The organism is Variovorax paradoxus NBRC 15149, from assembly GCF_001591365.1.
Taxonomy (GTDB): Bacteria; Pseudomonadota; Gammaproteobacteria; order Burkholderiales; family Burkholderiaceae_C; genus Variovorax; species Variovorax paradoxus.
In genome coordinates this window covers 1,267,516-1,279,587 of the sequence record NZ_BCUT01000001.1, presented here as the reverse complement: position 1 = coordinate 1,279,587, position 12,072 = coordinate 1,267,516, and the positions used below count along the sequence as shown (strand labels likewise).

General features: G+C 68.9%; 11 protein-coding genes. 8 read left to right on the top strand and 3 right to left on the bottom strand.

Going from position 1 to position 12,072, the window contains the following annotated elements; translation table 11 throughout:
- Positions 1 to 88: 88 nt before the first annotated feature.
- On the top strand, positions 89 to 1,231 hold the full coding sequence (gene opgC / locus VPA02S_RS06080) for an OpgC domain-containing protein (RefSeq protein ID WP_062362832.1): 1,143 nt from the start codon (positions 89 to 91) through the stop codon (positions 1,229 to 1,231).
- A gap of 19 nt (positions 1,232 to 1,250) precedes the next feature.
- Here the strand turns inward: opgC and VPA02S_RS06075 are convergent, their stop codons facing one another.
- On the bottom strand, positions 1,251 to 2,036 hold the full coding sequence (locus VPA02S_RS06075; protein ID WP_062364430.1) for an SGNH/GDSL hydrolase family protein: 786 nt from the start codon (positions 2,034 to 2,036) through the stop codon (positions 1,251 to 1,253).
- Positions 2,037 to 2,198: 162 nt separating this feature from the next.
- On the opposite strand from VPA02S_RS06075, the gene VPA02S_RS06070 reads away from it, so the two are divergent.
- A complete protein-coding gene (locus tag VPA02S_RS06070) occupies positions 2,199 to 2,735 on the top strand; it encodes a hypothetical protein (RefSeq protein WP_012746505.1) in 537 nt (178 codons plus the stop codon).
- A 17-nt stretch (positions 2,736 to 2,752) separates the two neighbouring features.
- Positions 2,753 to 4,054, top strand: a complete 1,302-nt coding sequence (locus VPA02S_RS06065) for a tetratricopeptide repeat protein (protein WP_081247503.1) — start codon at positions 2,753 to 2,755, stop codon at positions 4,052 to 4,054.
- Between the two features lie 13 nt (positions 4,055 to 4,067).
- Here VPA02S_RS06065 and VPA02S_RS06060 read toward each other — a convergent pair whose 3' ends face one another.
- Both VPA02S_RS06060 and argH read right to left on the bottom strand, forming a co-directional pair.
- On the bottom strand, positions 4,068 to 5,546 hold the full coding sequence (locus tag VPA02S_RS06060; RefSeq protein ID WP_062362829.1) for a rhomboid family intramembrane serine protease: 1,479 nt from the start codon (positions 5,544 to 5,546) through the stop codon (positions 4,068 to 4,070).
- Positions 5,547 to 5,561: 15 nt separating this feature from the next.
- A complete protein-coding gene (gene argH / locus VPA02S_RS06055; protein ID WP_062362826.1) occupies positions 5,562 to 6,959 on the bottom strand; it encodes an argininosuccinate lyase in 1,398 nt (465 codons plus the stop codon).
- A 49-nt stretch (positions 6,960 to 7,008) separates the two neighbouring features.
- Between argH and VPA02S_RS06050 the strand changes: the two genes are divergently transcribed.
- From VPA02S_RS06050 to VPA02S_RS06030, 5 genes are all read left to right on the top strand, one after another.
- Positions 7,009 to 8,082: a sensor histidine kinase gene (locus VPA02S_RS06050; protein ID WP_062362823.1), complete on the top strand. Its 1,074-nt coding sequence runs from the start codon at positions 7,009 to 7,011 to the stop codon at positions 8,080 to 8,082.
- Positions 8,079 to 8,825, top strand: coding sequence for a LytR/AlgR family response regulator transcription factor (locus VPA02S_RS06045; protein WP_012746510.1), 747 nt, complete (start codon positions 8,079 to 8,081; stop codon positions 8,823 to 8,825). Before VPA02S_RS06050 ends, VPA02S_RS06045 begins: the two co-directional genes overlap by 4 nt.
- Positions 8,822 to 10,084, top strand: coding sequence for an AI-2E family transporter (locus VPA02S_RS06040; protein ID WP_012746511.1), 1,263 nt, complete (start codon positions 8,822 to 8,824; stop codon positions 10,082 to 10,084). The genes VPA02S_RS06045 and VPA02S_RS06040 overlap by 4 nt, the downstream gene beginning before the upstream one ends.
- Before the next feature lie 79 nt (positions 10,085 to 10,163).
- A complete protein-coding gene (locus VPA02S_RS06035; protein WP_062362820.1) occupies positions 10,164 to 11,312 on the top strand; it encodes an acetyltransferase domain-containing protein in 1,149 nt (382 codons plus the stop codon).
- A 5-nt stretch (positions 11,313 to 11,317) separates the two neighbouring features.
- On the top strand, positions 11,318 to 12,070 hold the full coding sequence (locus tag VPA02S_RS06030) for a DUF4198 domain-containing protein (RefSeq protein WP_062364426.1): 753 nt from the start codon (positions 11,318 to 11,320) through the stop codon (positions 12,068 to 12,070).
- Positions 12,071 to 12,072 lie beyond the last annotated feature (2 nt).

Below are 12,072 nucleotides of genomic sequence, written 5' to 3'. Positions count from 1 at the left end.
GTCGTCATATGCCTTGGCCGCTCTTCATACAATCGGCACTGTCGTGCGTGCGCCGCGCGGACCGCCACCAAGACCTCGCCGCCGACCGATGAAACGCTACTGGGAAATAGACGCCTTGCGCGGGCTGATGCTCGTGCTGATGACCGTCACCCATCTGCCCACCCGCCTGACCGACCCGCTGGGCCAGCCCTTCGGCTTCGTCTCGGCCGCCGAAGGCTTCGTGCTGCTGTCGGCCTTCGTGGCCGGGCTGGTCTACAGCCGCATCGGCTACGTGCGCGGCGTCGACCCGATGCGCCAGGCCTTCTGGCGGCGCGTGCTCAAGGTCTACCTGTGCCAGGCGGCGATCCTGCTGTTCCTGTTCACCGTGATTGCCGCGCTCGGGCTGCATATCGACCAGCCCGCGGTGAAGAACCTGGTGTCCTACTACCTGGCCGAGCCGCGCGACGGCTTTCTCTTCGGGCTGCTGCTGATCTACGAGCCCGCGCTGCTCGACATCCTGCCGATGTACATCTTCTTCATGCTGATGAGCCCCTGGGTGCTGGCCTTTGCCATGCGCCACGGCTGGACGCTGGTGATGGCCGCCAGCGTCACCCTGTGGGCGCTCGCGCAGTTCGACTTGAGCGAATGGATCTACGGGCTGGCGGTGAACTACCTCGGCCTGCCGGTGCCATTCCACGAGATGGGCGCCTTCAACAGCTACGCCTGGCAGTTCCTGTGGTTTGCCGGCCTGTGCCTCGGCGCCAGCCGCAACCTGCCCGGCGCGCGGCCGCTGCGCTTTCCGGCCTGGCTGTGGGTGCCCGCGCTGGCCATTGCGCTCTACGGCTTCTGGTGGCGCCACCACGGCATCAATGGCCAGGCGCCGTTCGGCGGCGACGTGGAGATGAACCTGCTGTTCGACAAGTGGCAGCTCGGGCCGCTGCGCCTCGTGAACCTGGTGGCGCTGGGCATCCTGGCGGTGCGCTTCGGGCCCGGGCTCATGCGCAGGATTCCGCGCCTGCACTGGCTCGAGGCCATGGGCGCGGCCTCGCTGCCGGTGTTCTGCGCGCACCTGGTGGCGGTGCTGCTGGTGCTGGCCTTCTACGGCGACAGCCAGACCGCCCGGCCCTGGTGGGGCGACGGCCTGCTGCTGCTGGCGGTGTTCGCGGGCATGTACGCGGTGGCGCGCTTCACGCGCGGGGCCGACCTGCCGCCGCCGGCGGAAGACGTGCCGGGGGAGACGGTGCGGGCCTGAGCCCGGCCGGGAGCGCCGCTCAGGGCAGCGCCGCTGCGGGCGCCGCGACCGGCACGGGTGCCGGCGCGGCCCCTGGCAAGTGCCCCGCGATGACCGACTGCCAGAGCCGGTAGCCCTCGTCGGTCATGTGCAGCCGGTCGCTCCTGAACAGCTCCGGCCGCGGCCGGCCGTCGGCGCCGAGCATGGGCGTGAAGACGTCGATGTATTCGCTGTCGGGCAGCCGGTTGAGATAGGCCGAGATCACGTTGTTGGTTTCGCGTATCTGCGGCATCAGGTGCTCGCGCGAAGGGCTCGGCTTGATCGAGATGAAGCTGATGCGCGTGTTCGGCAGCTCCGCACGCACCGCATTGGCAAAGCGCGCAAAGCTCTCGAGCACCTGCAGCGGCGTGCGGCCCTCGGCCAGGTCGTTGTCGCCGGCGTACACCAGCACCTGCCGCGGCCGGTAGCGCACCACCAGGTCGCGCGCGAACAGGCTGCAGTCGGCCAGGGTCGAGCCGCCGAAGCCGCGGTTGACGATGCCGGGCACCTGGCGGAAATCCTGCGCGAGGCTTTTCCACATGCGCACGGTGGAGCTGCCCACGAACACCACGCCGCCGGGCGCCGGGAACTGCTGCTGGTCGGCCCGGAAGAAGGCGGCCAGTTCGTTGTGCCAGCGCGCCTTGGCCGCCAGGTATTCGGAGGAGGAGGCGGCCGCATCGGCCGCCGTGCCGTCCAGCGACTCGTAGGGCAGCACGGCATTGTGGTTCTGGGCCTGCGAGGCGAGTGCGGTTGTCAGCAGCAGCGCGGCGGCCAGCGCGGTTTTCATCGAAGGCATCGGAAAGGCGGAACGCTGATCAGATCGTATCTGCGGATTGTGGGGCATGGAGCGCAGCCATCCGGTCCCCGCCCGAAGCCCCTCAAGAAACATCCCGCAACGTATACTGCCCCGCAAAATCGGAGCGGGGCGCACGGGCGTGCGGGCGGGGAAATGAAGCAAATAGCGATCGTCGTCGCGCTCTGCGTGGGCGCGTGGTACTTTTTCATCGGCGGGCGCAAGCTCGACGAGGCCATGGTGCGCAAGTACTACGAGAAAGAGGCGCACGCCATCTACTCGCGCGATGCCGAGCAGCTGTGCAAGCAGCTCAGCAAGAAGGCCGTGATCCAGAACAAGACGATCATGATGGGCCGCACGCAGGAGACCACCAGCGACCGCGAGCAGGCCTGCGACGGCATCCGCAAGTCCTTCAAGATGTTCGAGTCGGTGGGCGAGCGCATGGGCGGCATGCTCACCATCGAGTACGAGTACCACATCGACAGCATCGACGTGGCAAGCGACCGCAAGAGCGCCACCGTCGAAGGCACCAGCGTGCTGAAGATGGGCGAGGCGGCCATGCAGTTCAAGAGCAGCTTCACGCAGCGGCTGGAGCGCGAACTGGGCCAGATGCGGCTCGTGCACGGCGACGGCGTCACGGTAGTGCGCCTGGGCGGGCGCGGCGCCATGAGCCAGAGCGACTTCTTCAAGTAGCCGCAGGCAACGCCATCATGCGCATCAAGGAATCGCTCCCGCCCCCGCCGCCTTTCTGGCACCGCCTCAACAGCTTCTTCGCGTTTCCGTTCCAGCTGCGGCCGTTCATGTACGGCCTGGTGCTCGCGTTCTGCAGCCTGCTGTTCGAGGCCATTCCTTTCCTGCATCCCGGCCTGTCGCTGGTCGTGATCGAGCTGGGCATCGTGCTGGCGGCCAGCCGCTACGGCTTCAAGGTCACGGCGCTCGGATCGCGCGGCATCTGGCGCTCGGCCGATTTTCCGCGCGAGCTGAACGAAGACTGGGTCAACCTGCCCTGGAAGCTGTTTGCCATTTCGGTGGTGCAGGGCGCGCTGATCGGCTGGCTCGCCTGGTACGAACCGGTGCTGGGCACGGTCGCGGTGTTCGTGGTGTCGTTCACCTTTCCGGCCGCGGTGATCGTGCTGGTGCAGTCGGGCAGCTTCTTCCAGGCCATGAACCCCGGCTACGTGATGGATGCGATGCGCATCATCGGCTGGCCCTATGCGCTGCTGTGCTTCTTCCTGTTCCTGCTGAGCGCGGGTGCGCAGATTGCCATCGGCATGCTGCTGCCGATGATCGACGGCCTCATCATGCTGCCGATCGCCAATTTCGCGTTCATCTACTTCGGCTGGGTGATGGCGAGCCTGCTGGGCTACGTGATGTACCAGCACCACGACGCCTTCGGCATCGACCTCCTGCCCGGCGGCGGCGTGGACGGCGGCGCGCCGGTGGACCGCCGCACGCCCGAGCAGATCGCCGCGCAGCGCACCGATGCCGAAGTGGCGCAGCTCATCACCGACGGCGACGTGGCCGGTGCGCTTGGCGTCGCCTACGAGGCGCAGCGCGTGGCGGCGGCCGACGACCTGGCGGCGCAGCGCCGCTACCACCGCGTGCTGCTGCTCGCGCCCGAGAAGGCGTCCACGCTGCTCGACCAGGCGCGCCGCTTCATTCCGCTGCTGCTGCGGCGCGACCTGGCATCCGAGGCGCTCAAGGTCTTCAAGGCCTGCCGCGAAAAGGACAAGGCCTTCGCGCTCGACGACGCCCCCACCGTCATGACGCTGGCCAAGGCCGAATGGCGCAATGGCGATGCGCATGCGGCGCTGGCGCTGCTGTCGGGTTTCGACCGGCGCTTTCGCGGCCATGCAGCCATTCCGCAGGCCTACGAACTGGCAGCCCGGGTGCTGGTGCAGGGGCTCGGCCGCGCCGACATGGCGCAGCCGATCCTGGCGACGCTCGAATCTCGTTTTCCGGACAGCGAGCAGACGCAGGAAGTGCGCTGGCTGCTGCGGCCCGCGGCCTGATCTCCAGCCGCGGTCAGGCGCGCTCGAGGGCGCGCGTCACCATGTCGTTGGGCGCGATCCGCAGCAGGTGCGGCAGCCAGCCGACGGCCATGTCGCGCTCGCCGGCATGCAGCAGGCCGTTGGCGCAGACCGACAGCGTGTCGGCCAGCTCCGGATGGTCGGGCGCGGTCTTCAGCAGCACGCGGCACAGCTTGTCGGCGTCCTGGAACTGGCGCACGCGCGTGAAGCGGCGCGCCAGGCGGGCCATGTCGTCGGCCTTCAGGCGCGCGCCGGGCTTCGCTTGGTCGAGGTAGGTGGTGTAGCTGGCGTGCTGCAGGGCCAGGGTGTCGGGGTCGGTGGCGGGGAGGCGGAAGATGCGGCGCGCGGCCTGGTGGAAATCTTCGCCCGCGGGCTGCAGCCGCGCGGTGTTGAACCAGGCGCGCAGCGTGTCGGTGTCGCCGGGGCGCAAGGCGGCGGCGGCGCGCCACTCGGCGCAGGCGGGCTCGAACTTCATTGCCGCCGACAGCTTGCGCGCGGCGGCCACGTGCTGTTCGAAGCGGTCGTCGTCGGTCGCCATTTCCGATTTCACGGTCTCGGGCGCCTTCACGCGGCCCAGCCACATGGCACCGGCCATCAGCGCGGCGCCCGTCAGGAGGCCGCCCAGGTGTGCCATGTAGCCGACGCTCTGGTCACCCCACCATTGCTGCATCAGCTCGTTGGCGATCCAGGCCGGCAGCAGCAGGAGGGCAGGCGCCGTGACGTAGTTGAAATAGAAGAAGAGCTGGTAGAAGAACCGGATGCGCCGCAGCCGGTACATCACGGCGTACATGCCCATCAGCGCCGAGATCGCACCCGAGGCGCCAAGGCCGTGGCCGCCGTTGCCGGCATAGGCCCAGCCAGACAACAGCGAAGAGCCGACGGCGCCGAGCAGGTAGAAGGCCAGGTAGGTGCCGCGCCCCAGCGCCAGTTCGACCGAGAAGCCGAACAGGAAGAGGAACAGCATGTTGCCCAGAAGGTGGCCGGTGTCGGCGTGCAGGAAGGCCGCGGTGATCCAGGTCCAGGGCTTGGGCTCGGCGCCCTTGTCATGGTCGAGCGACCAGCGCTGGGTGAAGGACGCCGGCCGCATCGCCTCGTACTGCTGGCGGTCGCGCTTCCATTCGGCATGGCGCGGGTTCGCGGGCGTGATGACCTCGCCGGCCTGCAGCTTCTGCAGGAATTTGCTGTCGTTCTGCAGGCTGTCCAGCAGCTGCGGATGGGTTTCCTCGTGCGGCAGCATGCGCCGCGCCTGCTTGCCGCGCCTGGGGTCCGTCTTCTCGAGCCACTCCACGAAGGGCGGCAGCTCCAGCTCGGGCAGCACGCTGTTCACGTAGTAGCGGGCCGCGCGCTCCTCGGCCTTTTCCTCGCTGCGCTGCGGCCCCCAGAACACGATCATGTTCACGAGGATCAGCAGCACCGTCATCCACGGTGGATTGCGCCAGCTCGGTTTGTTCTCGAGCGGGATGGCGTAGAACAAGCGGGGCCTTGGGCGTCAGGCCAGCCGGGCCCGGTGGCGCGCGATCTGCGCCCTGACCTGCGCCGGCGCGGTGCCGCCGAGGATGTTGCGCGCATTGAGCGAGCCGCGCAGGCTCAGCACGTCGTACACGTCTTTCTCGATGTTCGGGTTGAACTGCTGCAGCACGGCCAGCGGCAGCTCCGCGAGGTCGACCTTGTGCGAAGTGGCGGCCTTCACGGCGTGGGCCACGGTTTCGTGCGCGTCGCGGAAGGGCAGGCCCTTCTTCACGAGGTAGTCGGCCAGGTCGGTGGCGGTGGCGTAGCCGCGCAGCGCGGCGGCTTCCATGGCCTCGGGCTTCACGGTGATGCCGCCGATCATCTCGGCAAAGATCCGCAGCGTGTCCTTGAGCGTGTCGACGGTGTCGAACAGCGGCTCCTTGTCTTCCTGGTTGTCCTTGTTGTAGGCCAGCGGCTGGCCCTTCATCAAGGTGATGAGCGCCATCAGGTGGCCGACCACGCGGCCGGTCTTGCCGCGCGCGAGTTCGGGCACGTCGGGGTTCTTCTTCTGCGGCATGATCGAAGAGCCGGTGGTGAAGCGGTCGGCAATCTGGATGAAGCCGAAGTTCTGGCTCATCCACAGGATCAGTTCCTCGCTCATGCGGCTCACGTGCACCATGCACAGGCTGGCCGCGGCGGTGAACTCGATCGCAAAGTCGCGGTCGCTCACGGCGTCCAGGCTGTTCTGGCAGACGCCGTCCATCTTCAGCGTTCTGGCGACCAGCTCGCGGTCGAGCGGGTAGCTGGTGCCGGCCAGCGCCGCGGCGCCCAGCGGCAGGCGGTTGACGCGCTTGCGCACGTCCTGCAGGCGCTCGGCGTCGCGGCTGAACATTTCCACGTAGGCCAGCATGTGGTGGCCAAAGCTCACCGGCTGCGCCACCTGCAGGTGCGTGAAGCCGGGCAGGATGACCTCGACGTTCTTCTCGGCGATGTCCACCAGCGACACCTGCAGCGCCACCAGCAGCTCGGCAATCAGGTCGATCTCGCCGCGCAGCCACAGGCGCACGTCGGTGGCGACCTGGTCGTTGCGGCTGCGGCCGGTGTGCAGGCGCTTGCCGGCGTCGCCCACCAACTGGGTCAGCCGGGCCTCGATGTTCAGGTGCACGTCTTCCAGGTCGAGTTTCCACTCGAAGGCGCCCGATTCGATTTCAGCGCGGATCTGCGCCATCCCACGCTCGATCTCGGCGTGGTCCTGCTTGCCGATGATGCCCTGCGCGGCCAGCATGCCGGCATGTGCCAGGGAACCCTCGATGTCGGCCTGCCACAGGCGCTTGTCGAAGAAGACGCTCGCGGTGTAGCGCTTCACGAGGTCGCTCATGGGTTCGGAGAACAGGGCCGACCAGGCTTCGGATTTCTTGTCGAGTTGGTTTTGAGTCATGGGAGCCGTGGTAGAGGCAATAATGGGTTGGTTACCCGATGTATCAGTGATGCGCAATCCGGCGATTTTATCGGCCACCTCCACCCCCACGCCCCCGGCCCCGCCGGAAAGAGGGCGTTTGGCCGCGCGCGGCAGCCCGGGGCTGTTCGACGCCTGCCAGATCGGGGTGGTGCTGCGCGCGGTGCTGTTCGTGGAGGCGCTGGTGGCGACCGCCACGCTGTTCGTGTCCTCCTCCCCCGGGGAATGGCTGGTGCAGACCGCCACCGTCACGGGCGGCGCGCTGCCCGCCACGCTGCTGTGGCTGGTGGCGGCCTGCGGGCTCAAGAAGCCGCTCGGGCGCCTGCCGCGCCAGGCGCAGTACGCGGCCGGCGCCGCGCTGGGTGCCGTTTCCTCGCTCTATGGCTGCGGCCTGTTGCGGCTGACCGGCGTGCTGGGCACGGCGCCCTGGCTCGCGAGCGCCGTGGCGGGCGCCTTCGTCGCGGGCATGGTGATGGCGGCGATGGTGCTGCGCGCGCGCGGCCAGACGCCGGCCGCCATGACGGCCCGGCTGGAAGAGCTGCAGTCGCGCATCCGCCCCCACTTCCTGTTCAACACGCTCAACAGCGCCATTGCGCTGGTGCGGGAAGAACCCGCCAAGGCCGAGACCATGCTCGAAGACCTGGCCGAGCTGTTCCGCCAGGCGCTGGCCGATCCGGGCGAATCGGGCACGCTGGCCGACGAGATCGCGCTGGCCGAGCGCTACCTGGCCATCGAGCAGGTGCGCTTCGGCGACCGGCTGCGCATCCGCTGGGACCTCGATGCCGCGGCCAGCAGCGCGCGGCTGCCGCCATTGCTGCTGCAGCCGCTGGTCGAAAACGCCATCAAGCACGGCGTGGAGCCCAGCCCCGAGGGCGCCAAGCTGCGCATCCGCACCGAGCGCCGCGGCAGCGTGGTGGTGATCGAGGTGGTCAACAGCCTGCCGCCCTTGCGCTGGGCCGACGAGCCCCTGCCGCGCGGCCATGGCATTGCGCTGGCCAACGTGCGCGACCGGCTGCGGCTCTTGCACGACATGCAGATGCAGTTCAGCGCCGGCATGGACCAGAAGAACTACCGCGTGCGCATTGCCATTCCCGCCGAATCATGACCCTCAAGACCCTGATCGTTGACGACGAAGCCCTGGCCCGCTCGCGCCTGCGCACGCTGCTGCGCGACTGCCGCTCGCCCGCCGCCGAAGTGGTGGCCGAGGCCGCCCAGGGCGCCGAGGCGCAGCAGCATCTCGCGGGCATGGCGCTGGACCTGGTGCTGCTCGACGTCCACATGCCCGGCATCGACGGCATCGAGGTGGCGCGCGCCCTGCGCGGGCGGGCCGACGCGCCGGCGGTGGTGTTCGTCACCGCCCACGCGGCGCATGCCGTGACCGCCTTCGACCTCGATGCGGTCGACTACCTGACCAAGCCGGTGCGCGCCGAGCGGCTCCAGCAGGCGCTGCAGAAGGCCGAGCGTTTTTTGAAGGAGCGGCGCGCGCTGCAGGCCGACGCGCTGCAGGAAAGCGTGCTCATCCAGGACCGCGGCCGCGCCGAGCGGGTCCCGCTGTCGGAGGTGCTCTACCTGAAGTCCGAGTACAAGTACCTCACGGTGCGCACCGCCACGCGCAGCCACATCCTGGATGGCTCGCTGAACGAATTCGAGGAGCGCTATCCCACCCGCTTCCTGCGCGTGCACCGCAATGCGCTGGTGGCGCGCTCGGCCATCCGTGCGCTCGAGAAATACGACGACGGGGAAGACGCCGAAGGCTGGGCCCTGCGGCTCGACGCGATTCCCGAACCCGTGGCGGTGTCGCGGCGACAATTGGCTGCAGTGCGCGAAGTGCTGAAGGAAGCGCGATGACAGATGACCACAAACCGGCCGGCGATGCCCCGGCCGCGCAGCCGCCCCCGGAGCCGCCGCCATCGCCGGCGGAGCCCCCGGCCGAGGTGCCGCCCGAACCCGTGCTGGAGTCCCCGCCCGAAGCCGTGCCGCCCGAGCTGCGGCCGGAGCCCGAACGCCTGCTGCTGCACATGCCGGTCGACGTGCGCAGCGCCTCGCTGGTGGTGCTGGCCGTGCTGGCCAGCGTCTTCGCGCTGCGATGGGGCCAGGCCGTCTTCATCCCGCTGATGCTGAGCCTGCTGCTGACCTACGCGCTGTCGCCGCTGGTCGAGCGGCTGCACCGCCTGTGGCTGCCGCGCTGGATCGCCGCCGCGCTGATCCTCGTCGGCCTGTTCGGCGGCCTGGGCTGGACCGGCTATTCGCTTTCGGGCAATGCCACGCAACTGGCCGAATCGCTGCCCATCGCGGCCCAGAAACTGGGGCAGGCCATGCGCCGGAGCAGGAGCGCCAACGCCACGCCGCTCGAAAGCGTGCAGCAGGCGGCCGCGCAGCTCGAGAAGGCGGCCGAGGAAAACTCCGCGCGCGTCGCGGCCCGCAAGGGCGTTGCGCGCGTGGTGATCGAGCGGCCGTCCTTCAACGTGCGCGACTACCTGCTGAGCGGCACCGTCGGCCTGCTCGAGGCGATCGGGCAGCTCACGCTGGTCGCCTTCCTGACCTACTTCGCGCTGTGCTCCGGCGACACCTTCCGGCGCAAGCTGATCAAGATCACCGGTCCGAGCCTGCAGAAGAAGAAGGTCACGGTGCACGTGCTCGACGACATCACCCGCAACATCGAGCGCTACCTGCTGGTGCAGATCCTGATCAGCGCGCTGGTGGGCGTGACCACGGGCCTCGCCTTCTGGGCCATCGGGGTCGAGAGCGCCGCCGTGTGGGGAATCATCGCGGCCGTGACCAACCTCATTCCCTACGTCGGCTCGGTGATCGTCATGGTGGCCGCCGGGCTGGTGGCCTTCCTGCAGTTCAACAGCCTGGAGATGGGCATCCTGGTGGGCGGCGTGTCGCTTGCCATCCACACGCTGGTGGGCAACCTGCTGATGCCCTGGCTCACCAGCCGCACCAGCCGCATGAACCCGGTGGCCGTGTTCGTGGGCGTGATCTTCTGGGGCTGGCTCTGGGGCGTGTGGGGGCTGCTGCTGGGCATTCCGATCACCATGGTGATCAAGTCGATCTGCGACCGGGTCGAAGACCTGCAGCCGATCGGGGAGCTGCTCGGGGAATAGCCGGCGCGGAATTTCCGGTACGCTACATTATTGGGAATTCATTCCCGATAACACCATGCCTGAAATCCCGCCTCCTTCCATGCCGGCCCGCGCCCGGCTGCTTTCCATCGATGCCCTGCGCGGCCTCGTGATCCTGTTCATGCTGCTGGACCACGTGCGCGAGACTTTCTACCTGCACCACCAGGTGCCCGACCCGATGGTCGCGGCCGAGACGCCGTCCGAGCTGTTCTTCAGCCGCCTGCTGGCCCACCTGTGCGCGCCGGTGTTCGTGTTCCTGACCGGGCTGTCGGCCTTTCTCTATGCCGCGAAGCAGCCCGGCGGCCGCGCGGCGGCTTCCTCCTTCCTGTGGAAGCGCGGCCTGTTCCTCGTGCTGCTGGAGGTCACGGTCATCAACTTCGCATGGACCTTCCAGTTCCCGCCGGCCAAGGTGTTCCTGCAGGTGATCTGGATCATCGGCCTGTCGATGCTGGCGCTGGCGGCGCTGGTATGGCTGCCGCGCAAGGTGCTCATCGTGCTGGGCATCGTGCTGGTCGCGGGGCACAACCTGCTCGACGGCCTGCACTTTCCCGTGGGCCATGCACTGCACGTGCCCTGGGCCATCCTGCATGACCGGGGCTGGATCGAACTGCCCGGTGCTGCACTGAAGCTGCGCACCTCCTATCCGCTGCTTCCATGGATCGGCGTGATCGCGCTGGGCTACGCCGCCGGGCCATGGTTCGCGGCCGGCGCCGATGCCGCGCAGCGCCAGCGGCGGCAGCTGGGCTGGGGCGCGGGGCTGCTGGCCGGCTTCGTGCTGCTGCGGCTGCTCGACGTGTATGGCGACAAGCCCTGGACGGCCGGCGACACCGCCCTGGCCAGCTGGATGGGCTTTCTCAACATCACCAAGTACCCGCCCTCGCTGCTGTTCATTGCGCTGACGCTCGGCATCGGCCTGCTGCTGCTGCGCGCGTTCGAGCGCCGGCAGGGTGCGGCATGGCTGGCGCCGCTGGCCGTGTTCGGTGCCGCGCCCATGTTCTTCTACGTGCTGCACCTGTACGTGCTCAAGTTCCTCTATCTCGGCGCCGAAGCGGCCTGGGGCCGGAACCACGGGGCGCTCTTCGGTTTCGATGCGATGTGGATGGTGTGGGCCGCCGCGGCCGTGCTGGCCGTTGCGCTGTACCCCGCGGTGCGCGCCTTCGCCGGCCTGAAGGCGCGGCGCCGCGACATCGCCTGGCTCAAGTACCTGTGATGGCCATGGCATTCCTTCTTCACAACCCCATGCTGCGCGGCGCCGTCGCGGCTTCGCTGCTGTGGGCCGCATCGGCCGCGGCCCAGGCCCACGGCATCTGGTTTGCCCAGCGCTCGGGCGACCTGGCGCTGATCTACGGCGAGGGCGGCGACGACCTCGACGCCGCCAAGCGCCTGCCGCTCATCAAGGCGGTGGCCGGCTACGACGCGGCGGGCCGCCCGGTGCAGACCGCGCTCGAAGCGGCCGGCAAGCTCGCGCTGGTCGACCTGCGCGAGCAGCCCGCCATCGTCGCTGCCGTGCTGGACAACGGCATCTGGACCAAGGCAGCCAACGGGCAGTGGTTCAAGAAACCCAGGGGCGAGGTGCCGGGCGCCTCGGCCAGCGGCCACAACTTCAAATACGCGGTGCATCTGCGCGCGCCGCTGGGCCGGCCGCTTGGAGGGCTGCCTGGCCATGCGCTGCAGATCGTGCCGGTCGATGCCGCGCTGCCCGCGATGCGCGGCGAACCGCTGCGCCTGCGCGTGCTCTACCGCGGCGAGCCCGCTGCCGGCGTGCCGGTGCTGGCCGACTTCGTCAACGACCCCGATGGCGAAGCGGTGCTGACCGCCGCCGACGGCACGGTCACGCTGCCGGTGCGCAACCAGGGACTCAACGTGATCGCCGCCAGGCTCGATGCGCCCGCGGACGATCCCGCCGCCACCGACAAGGTCGAGCACCTGGCCACGCTGTCGTTCCGGCTCGCGCATGCGCCGGAATGAGG